This is a genomic window from Nonomuraea sp. 3N208, assembly GCF_052245935.1.
In the GTDB taxonomy this organism is placed as follows: domain Bacteria; phylum Actinomycetota; class Actinomycetes; order Streptosporangiales; family Streptosporangiaceae; genus Nonomuraea.
In genome coordinates this window covers 172,588-186,612 of sequence record NZ_JBQQBR010000022.1, presented here as the reverse complement: position 1 = coordinate 186,612, position 14,025 = coordinate 172,588, and the positions used below count along the sequence as shown (strand labels likewise).

Annotated in this window: 13 protein-coding genes; 4 read left to right on the top strand and 9 right to left on the bottom strand. The window is 70.1% G+C overall.

The window, feature by feature from the left end; genetic code table 11:
• Positions 1 to 18: 18 nt before the first annotated feature.
• Positions 19 to 285: a hypothetical protein gene (locus tag ACTWPT_RS31410; RefSeq protein WP_443181106.1), complete on the top strand. Its 267-nt coding sequence runs from the start codon at positions 19 to 21 to the stop codon at positions 283 to 285.
• Positions 286 to 345: 60 nt separating this feature from the next.
• On the opposite strand, the gene ACTWPT_RS31405 is transcribed toward ACTWPT_RS31410, so the two are convergent.
• Positions 346 to 528 (bottom strand): hypothetical protein, encoded by a 183-nt coding sequence (locus ACTWPT_RS31405; protein WP_443181105.1) that lies wholly within the window; start codon positions 526 to 528, stop codon positions 346 to 348.
• 46 nt (positions 529 to 574) lie between these two features.
• Here ACTWPT_RS31405 and ACTWPT_RS31400 point away from each other — a divergent pair, with 46 nt between their 5' ends.
• Together ACTWPT_RS31400 and ACTWPT_RS31395 are read left to right on the top strand one after the other, a co-directional pair.
• Positions 575 to 766 carry a hypothetical protein gene (locus ACTWPT_RS31400; RefSeq protein WP_443181104.1) on the top strand — a complete coding sequence of 64 codons (192 nt, stop codon included), beginning with the start codon at positions 575 to 577 and terminating at the stop codon, positions 764 to 766.
• Positions 767 to 774: 8 nt separating this feature from the next.
• Complete coding sequence (locus tag ACTWPT_RS31395; RefSeq protein WP_443181103.1) at positions 775 to 1,935, top strand: AAA family ATPase; 1,161 nt, start codon at positions 775 to 777, stop codon at positions 1,933 to 1,935.
• 646 nt (positions 1,936 to 2,581) lie between these two features.
• On the opposite strand, the gene ACTWPT_RS31390 is transcribed toward ACTWPT_RS31395, so the two are convergent.
• From ACTWPT_RS31390 to ACTWPT_RS31365, 6 genes are all read right to left on the bottom strand, one after another.
• Entirely contained in the window at positions 2,582 to 3,145 is a 564-nt protein-coding gene (locus ACTWPT_RS31390; RefSeq protein WP_443181102.1) for a CAP domain-containing protein, read from the bottom strand.
• Between the two features lie 538 nt (positions 3,146 to 3,683).
• Positions 3,684 to 4,877, bottom strand: coding sequence for a hypothetical protein (locus ACTWPT_RS31385; protein WP_443181101.1), 1,194 nt, complete (start codon positions 4,875 to 4,877; stop codon positions 3,684 to 3,686).
• Between the two features lie 246 nt (positions 4,878 to 5,123).
• Entirely contained in the window at positions 5,124 to 6,413 is a 1,290-nt protein-coding gene (locus ACTWPT_RS31380) for an acyltransferase family protein (protein ID WP_443181100.1), read from the bottom strand.
• Positions 6,414 to 6,441: 28 nt separating this feature from the next.
• Positions 6,442 to 8,139, bottom strand: coding sequence for an IS200/IS605 family accessory protein TnpB-related protein (locus ACTWPT_RS31375; RefSeq protein WP_443181099.1), 1,698 nt, complete (start codon positions 8,137 to 8,139; stop codon positions 6,442 to 6,444).
• Between the two features lie 311 nt (positions 8,140 to 8,450).
• The gene (locus ACTWPT_RS31370; RefSeq protein WP_443181098.1) at positions 8,451 to 9,416 is read right to left on the bottom strand and encodes a cation diffusion facilitator family transporter; all 966 of its coding nucleotides are present in this window, start codon (positions 9,414 to 9,416) and stop codon (positions 8,451 to 8,453) included.
• A 17-nt stretch (positions 9,417 to 9,433) separates the two neighbouring features.
• Positions 9,434 to 9,595 (bottom strand): hypothetical protein, encoded by a 162-nt coding sequence (locus tag ACTWPT_RS31365; RefSeq protein ID WP_443181097.1) that lies wholly within the window; start codon positions 9,593 to 9,595, stop codon positions 9,434 to 9,436.
• Between the two features lie 116 nt (positions 9,596 to 9,711).
• Here ACTWPT_RS31365 and ACTWPT_RS31360 point away from each other — a divergent pair, with 116 nt between their 5' ends.
• Complete coding sequence (locus ACTWPT_RS31360) at positions 9,712 to 10,077, top strand: ArsR/SmtB family transcription factor (RefSeq protein ID WP_443181096.1); 366 nt, start codon at positions 9,712 to 9,714, stop codon at positions 10,075 to 10,077.
• Here the strand turns inward: ACTWPT_RS31360 and ACTWPT_RS31355 are convergent.
• Complete coding sequence (locus ACTWPT_RS31355) at positions 10,074 to 10,682, bottom strand: ACT domain-containing protein (RefSeq protein ID WP_443181095.1); 609 nt, start codon at positions 10,680 to 10,682, stop codon at positions 10,074 to 10,076. The two genes, ACTWPT_RS31360 and ACTWPT_RS31355, sit on opposite strands and share 4 nt — an antisense overlap.
• Before the next feature lie 201 nt (positions 10,683 to 10,883).
• Positions 10,884 to 13,997 carry a bifunctional cytochrome P450/NADPH--P450 reductase gene (locus ACTWPT_RS31350; protein ID WP_443181094.1) on the bottom strand — a complete coding sequence of 1,038 codons (3,114 nt, stop codon included), beginning with the start codon at positions 13,995 to 13,997 and terminating at the stop codon, positions 10,884 to 10,886.
• Between the last annotated feature and the right edge of the window lie 28 nt (positions 13,998 to 14,025).

Here is a 14,025-nt window from a genome sequence, read left to right as displayed (position 1 = left end):
ACCGTTCTGCAGCCCCGCGTGCGTGGCCAAGGCCTACCGGGCACGCAAGAAGTCCGCCGCCGACTACGAGGTGATCGCGCCCAGGGCCGGGCCTGGCGGGGCATCGCGAGCGCCGAGCAGCTCGCCGTGGTGGCCGTGCAGCCGCGCTGCGCCCAGTGCGGAGACGCCATCCCGCGTCGCAAACGTGCCGACGCCCACTACTGCAGCCGGGCCTGCAAGGCCAATGCGGCCCGGGCCCGGCGCGCCGCCCACGATGCGATCAATGACGCATACCCGGCACGCTGATACCCCTGCGCGTCATGATTGTCCATGGCGCCCACCGCGACCGCCCGCCGCCGCTCCGACTTATCGGCCGGCGGCCGGGAAATGCCGGTCCAGGACGTCGGCCCACTCGAGCAGGGTGACGAAACCGCCGCGGCCGCGAAACTTATCGTCCTTCAGTGTGACCAGTTCCACCTGAGCCCTCACGAAGGGGCTGGCGGCCTGCTCCGCAGGCAGGGCCTGCAGAGCCGTCTGGAATCGCGCCACCGCGTCGGGGAAGAGCTGCTCGGCGCGTTCCTCCTAGCGCATACTGGTGCTGACCATGGTTGTGACCGGTGAGGTGCGGCCGGCGGTGGCACTCGCGGTCCTGGAGATGTCCCCGCTACTGGCGACGGTGTTCACCATAGAGGTGTCGTCCACGTCGGCGGCGCTCGCGGTGATCGCACTGGCGGGTCACCGTCAATGGCCGGGTATCGTCATGCGCATATTGGCCGCACGGCATTAAGCAGGTTCATGCTCACCACGCTCGCAGTCGAGAACTACCGGTCGTTGCGTCATCTCGTCCTCCCGTTGCACCGGCTCAACGTGGTGATCGGCGCCAACGGCAGCGGAAAGTCCAACCTCTACCGCGCGCTGCGGTTGCTGGCCGACTCCGCGCGGAACGGCGCGGTGGCCGCGCTGGCCAGGGAAGGCGGTCTGCCGTCCACGCTGTGGGCCGGGCCGGAGCACCTGGGCCGGGCCGTACGGGAAGGACGTCACCCGGTCCAGGGGACGCGGCGGAAGGGGCCGGTCAGCCTGCGGCTCGGCTTCTCCGGCGACGAGTACGGCTACGCCATGGACCTCGGCCTGCCTACACCCTCCAGTTCGGCCTTCGCGCTCGATCCCGAGATCAAGCGCGAGGCGGTCTGGGGCGGCCCGGTGCTGCGCTCCTCGACGCTGCTGGCGGACCGCGGCAACGCGGTCGCCCGCGTACGGGACGCCGAGGGCGCCTGGCAGCCGATGCCGTATGCGCTGGGACCGTTCGACAGCATGCTCAGCGAGCTGGCCGACCCCTACCGCGCGCCGGACCTGCTCACCCTGCGCGAGCTGATCCGCTCGTGGCGCTTCTACGACCATGTGCGTACCGACGCCCACGCGCCCGCGCGGACGGTGCAGGTCGGCACGCGCACGCCCGTCCTGGGGCATGACGGCGCAGACCTCGCGGCGGCGTTGCAGACCATTCGGGAGATCGGGGATCGCGACGCCCTGGACAAGGCGATCGACCACGCGTTCCCGGGCAGCCGGATCGAGGTCCGCGCGCAGAACGGGTGGTTCGAGCTCGCCTTTCACCAGCATGGGCTGCTCCGGCCACTGACCGGCGCGGAGCTGTCCGACGGCACCCTGCGCTACCTGTTGTGGACCGCGGCGCTGCTGACCCCGCGTCCTCCGGCGCTGTTGGTGCTCAACGAGCCGGAGACCAGTCTCCACCCGGATCTGCTCGCTCCGCTCGCCGACCTGGTCGTCACCGCGTCGGCGCACGCCCAGGTGCTCGTCGTCACGCACGCCGCCGCGTTGATGGCGGCGCTTCGCGACGCGGGCGCGAACGCCATCGAGCTGACCAAGGAGTTCGGCCAGACGCGCATCGTCGGGCAGGAACCCTTGGACGAGCCCGCCTGGCACTGGCCCAAGCGATGACCCTCACAAGCCGGACCAGCCCGTCCGCGGGTGCCGGCGTCGTTCATTTTCCTGCCTTCCCGCACCGGCGAATAAACCGAATACGCCTTTACGTCATACTATCAAGACATTATTCTCGAAGTCTCCCACACCATTGCCACAAATTCTCCATAAACACTTCATGTGACCGCCGACGTGCGCGAACACATGAATTAATCGCGCCCTGCGACATGGCTTCGTAAGCGATTTGAACATCGTTCCATGAAATGCCCAGATCTTGCCATGCGCTTTTATCGGCATTTAGTCTCCAGGTGATCAAATCACTTTTTCTCCTTACCTGGAGGCACCACGTGCGCCGATTTGCACTACCCACCGCCCTCGCGGCGATGTCCTCCCCTTCCTCGCCCCGGAGGTCTCCGCCACAGCGCTCGCCGACCCCCCGCCGGCCGACGTTCAGGAGATCGGCCCTGGCCAGTACTCCTCCGACACCAAGACCTTCAAGCTCTCCAAGCTGGACGTGTCCGCAGGGGTGATCAGCCGCGAGGCACGGCGTGGCTCTGACCGGAGGCGATCTGGCCCGGCCGCAGTCGGCCCCGGCCACCCGGCCCGAGTTGCCGGCGAAACAGGTCGCCTGCGATCTTCTTCCAGCGGCTCACCACGAAGCGGGTCACTTGGCGGCGAAGTCCTGGGTCCAGTAGATCGCGCCATCGGAGTCCTCGACCGCGCCGACCCCGATGAAGGTGAACTTGCAGTTCATGATGGTGGCCTTGGTTCCGGAGTTGCCCATCCAGGACTGCACGACCGCGGCCGGGGTGCGCTGGCCCTTGGCGATGTTCTCCGCCAGGCTGGTGCCGCCGGTAAAGCCGGCCTTCTTGATGCGGTCCGTGAAGGATCGGCCGTCGCGGGAGGTGCTCGAGAAGTAGTTGTACTCCGCCATGTCGGCCGAGTGCCCGCGGGCGGCCCGGTGGAGTTGCGGGTGGTGCTTGAGCGCCCGGCATCCCTTCTTCGCCCGCCGGGCATTGACCAGCCGCACGACCATGTTCTCCCGCGCCGTTCCCACTCTGGCGGCGCCGGATACGGACGCCGTGGTGGCCGGCCCGGACAGACTGGGCGAGCCGGACCGGCCGACGCCGGAAGCCGGGGACGCCGTGACAGCCTGCGCCGTACTCACGGGCGCGGCGATCGTGGCCAGGGCAGCGGCTGCGGCGAGTAACCCAAGGGGTCGGCGCATAGGAAATTCCTCCAGTTGCGGTAGACGCTGGACGGCTCCGCATTCTGGCGCGCCCCATATCGATTTGTCATCTTATGTCTCGGCGATCACGGCACGCTCAAGGCCGACGCGCCACAGCGGATCGCCGCCATGTCGAGCGCGCTCACCACGAACCATCCCGGCCGTGTACCTCCTGGTGCGAGGGCGCACGCATGCACGATGTGAGCCCGGACCAGACACCGGCGCTCTCGTTTCAGGTTCTGGATCTCTTCGCGGGCCAGCGCAAGATCGGTGTGCAGGCTGGCGGGGGTAGCTCGCTCGGGCCGAGGGATTGCAGCTGCCTGCACACCGTAATGGGCCTGCTCGCTCACGCGTCCCGGATGGCGGCCTTGATAGCGGCAGTGTTGTACACAAACCGGTCGACACGTCCGTTTCTCGTGCCACCCGCGCGAAAGAGATGCGTTGCCCAATGACACAAGAGCTAATTGTAGCGATGCGAGCACGCTGATCAACGACGCCATACTACCGTTTCTCTGCCGACCCCGTAAGCCGATCGTGGTCACGGGGCAGGCGTCCAGCGGGGCCCGTCCGGCGTGTCCTCCACCACGACGCCCCCCGCATGCATCGCCGTCCGAAGCGCATCCGCCACGTCGTACCGCCCGGCCTCCCGCAACTCCGCCCGCAGGGCGAGCAGCGACTTCACTAGAGACCGGAGACCTGCGGCACGCAGATCGGCCGTCGAGGCGAGCTCACCGAGCCTGGCGATCAGCAACCGCATCAGTTCCCGAGCCTGGTCGACTCCACCGACATCCTCCTCGGTGTCGGCCGCCCACTTGACCATCTCCGCCTCGAGCTCGAGAACGGTCTGCGCGGCCACCACTAGGTCAGGCTTGGTCGCAGCGGCCTTGAACCGCTCCTCGCAGGTGCGGATCGTCTCCTCCAGCGTGACCGCCGCGGCCTGCGCGTACCCTTCCGACGCGGCAGGCGGCGGCGCGGGCGTGCCCGCCCCGCCCTCGGCCAGGCGGCGCAGCTCAGCCAGGTCGGTGCGGGTGCCGGCGGGCAGCACCGCCGCCGAGCCCGAACGCCGGACGGTCAGCCCACCCCGGCCCGCCACCTGCACGGCCTCGCTCACGAGGTCGATCACTACGGCGGTGTGCTCGTCGATCCCGAGAATCGCTGTGCCGGCGGGAAGCTCGCGTTCCATCCGGGACAGCCGACGCTCGCCCAGGTAACAGTAGCGGGTGTCGTGGGTGCCACCCTCGGCGTTGTCGAAGTGAGGGATCAGCACGGCCTGCAACCCCAGCGGCTCCAGCAGGCCAATGCCTTCACGCCAATGAGGTTTCGCGCCCACCTTGTAGATCTCGTAGACCGGCACGGTGGCCAACCCCGCCGTGCAGGCCGCCGCAGAGGCCAGCACGGTCACCCCCTGACGTGCGCGGACGCGAGCCCTCAGGTCGCCGGCCACGCCGGAGTCCACCCATTGGTCCAGCGCGTACGTCGGGCTTCCCGGCCCCGAGAACACCCAGTCGGCACCCACGATCCCGGCCGCCACCTCAACGTCCACGCCGACGCTGCGAGCGAAGTATCGACAGGCTCGGGCCGAGATGTCGGCGCGGTTTTCCTGGAAGGCGTATGGGGTGTCGAGCAGCACGGCCCTCGCTCCCGCGCGCAGCGTCCGCATCGCGGCGCGGTGGATCTCTACCATGGTCGGGCTCGTCTCACCCGACCCCATCAGCACCAGCAAACCGGCCATGAATGTAGGACTCTCCTTCCGCACGCTCTCGACTACAGCCGGGCCCGCCGCGGTGTTCAAGAGCGGGAGACATATGCGTGTTTTAGGCAGTTGCATATGCATGGCAGTAAGTGCGTTCCAGTGACGAGATATATGGTCTCGGTAGGGATGCACATCCGGCTGCGGCGCCGGCGAGAATCCGTCGCCCTGGTTGCCCGCGATCGAGGTGCCCGTGCTGGAGATCGCCCGCGGCGCCCGCCACGCCCGTCACCTCACCACGTCGCCCTGGCCAACGTGGTCGCGCACGCCGTCAGGCACCTCGCCTTCCTCATGGCCGAGGACCCCGTCGTGGCCCGGGTCCTGTCCCGCCACCCCGAGCTCGGCGCGGCGCTCGAGCCCGCGGGCGTCCCGGCCTGACAGGCGCCGGCCCAGCGCCTGCCCGGGCCGCTCGACGAAGCGGTAGGCCAGCGCGCTCACGCCCAGCACCACCGCAAGGGCCAGCGCAGCCATGCTCAGCTGGTACGGCAGAGCCGCCTGCCGCAGGTCGCCGGTGATCTCCACGAAGTACTTCAGCAGCGGATGGTGCACCAGGTAGAGCGAATAGCTGACCAGGCCGAGCCAGACGAGCACCCTGGGCAACCGCCGCCCGCGCAGCGCCATCGCGCCCGCGAACGTCGCCCCGGCCAGCGCGATCGTGGTCAGCCACACGTCGGCCTGCACCCACCACCAGCCGCTCTCGATGGCCCACAGGGGCGCGATCGCCACCAGCGCCGTCGTGACCGCCACCGGCCACAGCCCGCCAGTGCCGCGTTCCCACCGGTGGATCGCCGTGCCCGCGAACATGACCGCCAGCACCGCCGTCCCCAGCCACGGCACCCGGCTGCTCAGCAGCAGCGCCGCCAGCGCCATCAGGCCGAGCACGCAGGCGGCGACCGTACGGGCCCGCCCCCACATCACGCAGACCAGCCCTGCCGCGAACACCCCGGCCGACACGTACGCCGGCCAGCCGCCCACGAGCACCGCACCCGACGCCACCAACCCCACGACCACGGCCCCGGCCGCGAACGCCATGGACAGTTGCCCGCTGCGGTGATGCGCGCCCGTCAGGAACAGCGCGGTGACCAGCAGGTAGAACACCATCTCGTACGAGAGCGTCCACATCGTGTCGGCCACGCCGCCCACGCTCACGACGTCGAGCAGCATGGTCGCGTGCGCCGCCACCGCGCTCCCGTCGCGCGGCACCTCCCCGCGCACCGGCACCCACCAGGCCAGAGCCAGCACCAGAGCGATCACGCTCAGATAGAGCGGATAGAGGCGGAAGATCCGGCTGACCCAGAAGGCGCGCACGTCGCCGTGCCGCTCCAGGGACGTGGGGATGATGTAGCCGCTGACCAGGAAGAACACCAGAATGCCGTAAACGCCCAGGTTGAACCAGTATGGCCTGAGCGCCGGGAGGAACCATGGGAGCAGGTGCTCGGCCACGACGGCGAGCGCCCCGATGCCGCGCAAGGCGTCCAGCCAGGCCAGCCTGGTAGTGTAAGAAGATGGCGTGGACACCCGCCCCAACATACCGTTCTTAGGTGAGTTAGCCGACATTGGCCGAATCGCCATGGACCGGGCCCGGGCTGGGTCCGGGTGCACCCCGAACGGTCTTGGGTGCGGGGAACAGCGCGTGCTGGTCGCCTGGGTCCCGGCAGGTCTTGCCGCCCTCGGGGGGCGTGCCTGCGGTCCTGGGCGGGCTCGCGGTCCCGTGCGCTGGCGGGCGGGGTGCGGTCTGGCCGGTAGCTCTCCGCGTCGCCATCCTCTGGTGGCGGGCGGTCACACCTGGCCGACGCCGGATCCCGTGTCCGAAAGCGCGTCGTCCGATCGCCACCGCAGCAGCATGATGCCGGGTGGCGGTGTTCTCGTTGTTCTGCTTGGTCTGCTGCTGGAGCGGGCGTTGCCAGTGCTGGCCGCCCCACCGCGAGGTGTAGGCCGGATCAACCGCGACCACGACCAGACCGCGGTGGTAGGCCATGCCGCGCAGCCGCTCCCGGAAGCGTGCCGTGGGGATGCCGGCGACGGTCCGGCGAAAGGACTTGCCCCGCCGTCCGCGTCCCATGGTCTCCCGGCCGGTGGCGCGGGCGTCGGCGAAGCCCAAGTTCTCGATCGCGATCCCGGCGCAGCCATGCCGGTGCGCGAGGTCGATCAGCTCTCCGATCGCCTGCCGCAGCCGTCCGTCGCGCCGGGAGGCGGGGCCGCTCAGCGCGGTTGGGATGGTGATGGGCTGGCCGATCGGATTACCGCAGGCGTCGACGACGCAGGCGGCCAGGTGGTCGGCGTTGAGGTCCACGCTCAGCAACCGCGCCCCGGAGGCGGCCAGCTGATCCGGGGACGGCAGGGCCGGGGTGTCGGCGGACCAGGAGGCGTCGAGATACCAGCGGTCCCGCTCCGGGTCGTAGGTGATGTCGTAGCGCACCGCCCGGTTGGCCTGCACACGGTCCAGCCACTCCTCCCGGCGGTGGTGAAAGCGCACCGTGCCAGCCAGTTGGTATCGGCCCCGGGGGGCGTTGGCCAGGTGCCGCAGCGGCTGCGGCAGCACGATCGTCACCGAGCCGTCGCCGGGATCTACGGTGATGGTGTAGTTCCCGAACGGTGCTCCGGTCTCACCGTCGGCCGTGAGGAATATCCGCCGTGCCTCCCACTGGCGGCGCCACTGCTGCTCGGAGAGGTTGGCGTCGGTGAGGTTATGCCGGGCTTTGGCCAGCCGGCGGCCACCGGCCACAATCGCCGGGCGGCCCTTGTCGATGCGGTCCTGCACGCGGGCAAGCCGGGCGGTCAGCACCTGCAGTCGGCGCTGCTTTTGCCAGCGCTCGTCCTGGTCGGCGTACCCGCGTACCCTGCCCTTGCGTTGGCCGCATGGCACCGCCAGCCGTTTGCTGATCGTGGCGATGGCGCGGCGCAGACCGGCGCGCTGGTCGTGCAGGCAGCGCAGCGCCAGCTGGTACTGGTCCTCCGAAGTGCGGGTCATCGCCCCGGCCCACCGCGACGAGGACACCGCGGTCAGCCGCTTCTTCCGCTCCGCCCGCCGGTTCTGCGCGATGGTGACGTCGCCGATACGGATGCGCTCGGCCAGATCAGCACGAGCGTGGTGGCCAAGATGACGGCCAACGGCGCTCAGGACCTCGAAGTCAAGCTCGGACAGCCGCAGACGATCCCGGATCCGCACCCCAGCGGGTGCGGCGACGGTGAACGGCGCCGCGATCGTCCGCAGCCCCTTCCCGGCTCTCTCACGCCCACTCATCCGTCACACCTCGCCGAGTCGCGCGGCGGCCAAGCGAACAACAGGACCAGCACGTCCCGGTACGCCTGCATGACCGCCCCCGTCCCAGATCTTCACAGTCAGTGATCGAAAGACTACCGATCTGCGACCCTGATGGATAGAACATGCGAGCGAAACTTGGAGTGCCAGCCCTGGGCCCCCAGCGCCGCCCGCACATGTCGGCGACACGGAAGGACTGGCCAACGATCTGCCCCGAGGGCGTGGGTGCGGGCGGTGGACAGGGCGAGCGCCGGATAGCGGTCGAGGTCGGCGCGTACCGGAGTGGGTCGGGGTCAGATGGTGCGGTGGGTGGAGAGGGTGGCGTGATGGTCGGCGCCGGCCGGGCCGTGGGGGTCGGTGTGGACGGTGGCGGCGCGCAGGCGGGGCAGCTCGTGGATGAGGCGGTGCTCGGCCTCGACCGCCACCGCGTGGGCGTCTACGACCGACATGTCGTGATCCACAAGGATCTCAACCTCAGCGTGGAGCGCATGCCCGATCCAGCGCAGCCGTACGGATCCGACCCGCCGGACGCCGCCGACCGCGGCGATGATGCGTTCGGCGGCGTCCACGAGCGCGGGATCCACGGCGTCCATGAGCCGGTGGTAGATCTCGCGGGCCGCGTCACGCAGGACGAAGCAGATGGCGCCGGTGATCAGCAGGCCCACGATCGGGTCGGCGATGGGGAAGCCGAGCCCGGCGCCGCCCGCGCCCACGAGGACGGCGAGCGAGGTGAAGCCGTCGGTCCTGGCGTGCAGGCCGTCGGCGACCAGTGCGGCCGAGCCGATCTCCCGGCCCACTTTGATGCGGTACCTGGCCACCCATTCATTGCCGAGGAACCCGACCACCCCCGCGGCCGCCACCCACCAGACGGCCCGCATGTCCTGGGGGTCGAGCAGCCGTCTGATCGCCTCATACCCGGCCAGTCCTGCCGAAACGGCGATGAGCAGGACGATGACGATGCCCGCGAGGTCCTCCGCCCGGCCGTACCCGTAGGTGAAGCGGCGGGTGGCGGCGCGGCGGCCGACGGAGAAAGCGATGGCCAGCGGTACTGCGGTGAGCGCGTCGGCGAAGTTGTGCAGGGTGTCGCCGAGCAGCGCCACGGAGCCGGACGCCACGACGATCACGGCTTGGACGGCGGCGGTGGCCATCAAGACCGCGAACGAGATGGCCAGCACGCGCATGCCACGGCTGCTGGATTCGAGGGCGGCGTCGGTCTTGTCGGCGCTGTCGTGGCTGTGCGGCGCGACGGCGTGCGCCATCCAGTTCAGCGCCGCCTTCAGCCCACGCCGCCCCGACGCCTCCCCGCTTGCGCGCCCATGCCCATGCCCGTGCCCATGCCCCTGGTCATGACCATGCCCATGACCGACTTCGCGCCCATCCCCGTCGCCGTGCGCGTGCTCGTGAGCCTGCCCGCCACCGCGCCCGTACACGTGTCCATGCCCCTGAGCCTGCCCGTCCGAATGGGCGTCCTGCGGTGTCGAGCCAGAATCCCGCTGATCAGCCATGGCATCCCTCACTTGCGCACTTCATACCTTTTGACCAGGATATGTAGTCATGTACGCACGCGACAACACCTCAGGTGCCAACCAGTCGCAGGAGCAAAAAGAACAACCCACCCCTGCCCAGGTGAACGCGGCCGTGGACGCCTTCCGCATGCTCAGCGACGCGACACGCCTGAGGCTGATGTGGCTGTTGTCATCCAGCGAGCGGGATGTGAACTCACTCGCCCAATCCATCGGCGTGCCCCGCCCGTCGGTGTCCCAGCACCTGGCCAAGCTCCGCCTCGCCGGCCTGGTGGACACCCGGCGGGACGGCCGCCGGGTGCTCTACCGGGCCCGCGACTCGCACGTGCGGGCCCTCATCGCGGAGGCCCTGTTCCACGCCGATCACGAGGTGTCGGGACTCCCCCGCCACGATTAAGCCGGCGCGCGGGCGGCCAGCTTGGCGACCACGTCCACGATGCGGGCGGCACGTTCCAACTCCGCGCGATGGAACACCGGGCCCTCGGCGCGGGCCACGACCACGTGCATGCCATGCGCCACCACCGGCAACAGCATCAGCCGCAGCTCGCGGGCGGCCAGCGAGACGGCCCGCGGGGGCGGCTCCGGCAGGTCGAACTCGGCGGGAGCCGCCAGCGAGGCATGCCGTACGGCCCCGTCGGCCACCGCCAGCGACCACTCCGCCCCGCACAGCCCCGGCAGCGCGTCCACCAGCGTGGCGAAGCCCCGGCCCGGCTCGGCCACGACATGCATGAGCAGGTCGTAGTCCAGCGCCGAACCCGGCACCTCCTTGGTCGCCCAGACTCCCTCAACCCGTACGCCGGGCACGGCGGACAGCCGCTCGCGCGCCTCCGACGCGGTCACAGGGCCTGGCCACGAGACGGTGAAGTCGTCCACGGCCCGCCCTGCCTCGCGTTCGAGCACAGTAACCTGCAGGATGTCGGCACCGAGTGTGCCCAGCGCCTTGGCCACCTGCCCCAGCCCACCTGGCCGATCCGGCAGCGACACCCTCAGTCGCAGCAGCATTGCCGCCCCCTTTCCAAGAGGCTCTCACAGTGCCGTGGAAAGGTTTCGAGTATGTTCCACGGATATGTCGCGCATGCTGCGGTTATATCCCAGGATGAAGGGTTAAGTCCGGATTGTCGAGAACGCTCTACCAACTGAGAGCCACGACTTTCCCCAGGTCACGGTAGGATCGCCCGCCGCGGGCAGGCCACCATACCGGGGTCAGGCGAACACGTCCTGCTGGTAGCGGCCGTCCGCCTCCAGGCCGGCCAACCACGCCACGCCGTCCTGACCGATCCGCGCCCGGTAGATGTCCAGCAAGGCTTGCCTCACGGCCGGCGCCATGCGCAGGCCGTCGCCGCAGACGTACACGTGAGCGCCCTGCTCCAGCAGCTCCCACACTTCATCGGCGTGCGCGGCGAGGGCGTCCTGGACGAACCGGTAAGGATGCCCAGGCACGGCCGAGAACGCGGTGTGCACGCCCACCTCGTCCCGCTTCGCCCAGGCCGCCAGCTCCTCCGCGTACAGCAGGTCGTGCTCGGGATGGCGGCACCCGGCGAACACCTCGGCCCGCCCGGTGGCGCCCGCCAGCGCCCGCTCCTCGAGGAAGCCGCGTAGCGGCGCGAACCCGGTGCCGGGGCCGACGAGGATCACGGGCGTGGCCGGGTCGTCCGGGAGCCGGAACGGCGGGGCGGGCACGCGGACGTAGCCGTAGAAGGCCTCGCCTTCCTCCAGCCCGGCGAGGTAGGCCGAGCACATGCCCTGGTACGTGCCGGCGCCGGACCAGGCGGGACCCTCGACGAGCCCGACCGTGAGGCGTACCAGCGACGGGTCGCCCAGCGGCGAGGAGGAGACGGAGTAGTAGCGCGGCTTGATCGGCCCGGCCATCTCCAGGAACACCGGCAGCGGCAGCTCGATCGCGGGGAACCGCTCCAGCAGCGCCAGCGGGGAGACCCGCTTGGCGAGGATCTCGTCGGCGTAGTTCGCGGTCAGCTGGTCCAGCTGGCCGCGCGTCCACGGGCAGGCGGTGTGAGCGGCCAGCGCCTCCAGGTCGGCCCTGGTGGCCACCTCCTGCAGCTCCGCGAACTCGGTCAGCAGCAGCCCAGCCGTCACCGGCGTGCCCACCGGCAGATGGGTGGCTCCGGCGGCACGCAGCCGCACGACCTGCTCCCTGGGGACGCGCAGGCAGCGCAGCGCCCATTCGACCAGCTCGGGGTCGTTCTTGGCGAAGACGGCCACGTGGTCGCCGGCCGTGTACGTGACGCCCTCGGGCAGCCTGGCCACGATGGAGCGCACGCCGGGGCGCGGCGCCTCGAGCGAGAAGTCCCAGAGGCCGGCCGGGTCGCCGGTCAGCTCCTCGTTGGAGACGACGGTGAGCGGGAAGGCACGCTCGGACACGACGGCCGGCCGGACCTCGGCCTCGGTGAGTACCTCCATCTCGTAGCGCGGCCCCGCGGACTCGGCGCTGGCGCTGTACTCCTCCGCCAGCGCCGCCCACAGCCGGGCCGTCCACGCCGACACGTCGCCGTCGAAGTCGCCGTCGGCGTCGGCCTCGGCCCGCTCGATCAGCGGCACCGCTCCGGCGGCCGTCAGCTTCTCGTACGCGCGCCGCGGGAACGCCTGGTACGTGGGCCATTGCGTGTTCCCGCAGCCCAGCACGGCGAGCCGGACCCCGGACAGGTCGGGCAGCGCTTCCAGGGCGTCGAAGCGCTGGGCATTGTCGGGCGCCTTGCCGTTGTAGGAGGAGGCCACCACGACCAGCAGGCCCTCGCTCGGCGGGGCCAGCTCGTCGAGCGTGGTCAGCGTGGTGGCGAACCCGGCCCGCCCGGCCCGCTCGGCCAGCCGCTCGGCGATGTCGGAGCTGGTGCCGAGGTTGGAGCCGTACGCGACGGTGAGCGGCACGCCGGTGACGGCGATCTCCTGCTCCTGCGCCTCTTCCACCGCCTCCTGGACGACGGCGGCCCGCTCGTGGGCGCGGCGCTCGCGCACCCTGACCGTGAACCCGTCCGGCTTGAGCGTGAGCGTCTGCTTGATCTTCATGCGGTAGGCGTCCGGGTCCGACAGAGCGAAGCGCCGCAGGATCATCGCCAGCGCGAGCCTGGCCTCGGTGAGCGCGAACTGGCGGCCGATGCAGGCCCGCTCGCCGTTGCCGAACGGCTTGTATGCGGCCGGGTGGTGGTGCTGCTTGTTCTCGGGCAGCCAGCGGTCGATGTCGAACTCGTCGGGCCGCTCCCACACCCTGGGGTGCCGGTGCAGCACCGGCAGCAGCACGACGACCCCCTGGTCCTTGGGGATGGGGTAGCCACCGAGCGTGGTGTCCTCGACGGCGCTGACGCTGAACGCCGGGATCGGCGACCAGACCCGCAGCGTCTCCTCCAGGATGCGCGGGATGACGTCGAGCTTCATCACGGTCTCGTACGAAGGCGGCTCGTCGCCCGGCAGCAGCCGGTCCACCTCCTCGTAGGCGCGGGCCAGCGTGTGGGGCTCGCGCAGCAGGTTGTACAGGGCGAAGGAGAGCAACCCGCTGGTGGTCTCGTGGCCGGCGATGAGGAAGGTCAGGACCTGGTTGCGGATGTTCTCGTCGGACAACCGCGCGCCGCTCTGCGGGTCGGACGCCTCCAGCATCAGGCCCAGGAGGTCCTTGGAGCCGGTGGCGCCCTCGGCGCGGCGCAGCTTGATCACGTCGTCGACGAGCGCCTGCATCGTGGCGATGTCGCGCCGGTAGCCCTCCTCCTGCTTGCGCTTTAGCCTGGTGACGAACGGCAGCTGCTTGTTACGCAGCATGGCCTCGGTCAGCGCGCCACCCATGGCCTGCAGGAACGGGTGCAGCTCGGGCGAGTCGAAGGAGTTGAACCGGTAACCGAACCCGGTCAGCGAGATCGTGTCGAGCGTCAGCCTGGTCATGTCGTCGGCGACCGGCAGGTCCTCCCCCTGGCGACCTGCCCACGACGCGACGAGCTGCTCGGCGACCTCCAGGAACTGCGGGTAGTACGCCTTCATCGAGCGCTGGCTGAAGGCGGGCATCAGGATGCGGTGCGCGTGCCCCCACACCGGCTCGTCGTGGTCGGCCGTGAAAAGCCCGTCGCCGCCGAAGTCGCGCACGATCGACAGCGGCGGCCGGATGCGCTTGACGAACCGGCTCTCGTCGCACACCTCCGCGACCAGTCCGGGGTCGAAGACCAGCACGATCGTGCGCCCGGCGACCTCCAGCCGGAAGATGCCCTCCTCCTGGTATCTGGAGGCCACCTGGACGAAGTGCTCGATCGGCGCGTGCGAGGGAATCTGCAGCGTGTTGCCCAGGATGGGCAGGCCCTGCGGGGCGGGGATGCGCGACATGAGTGCTCCCTTGGGGTAGCCATACACC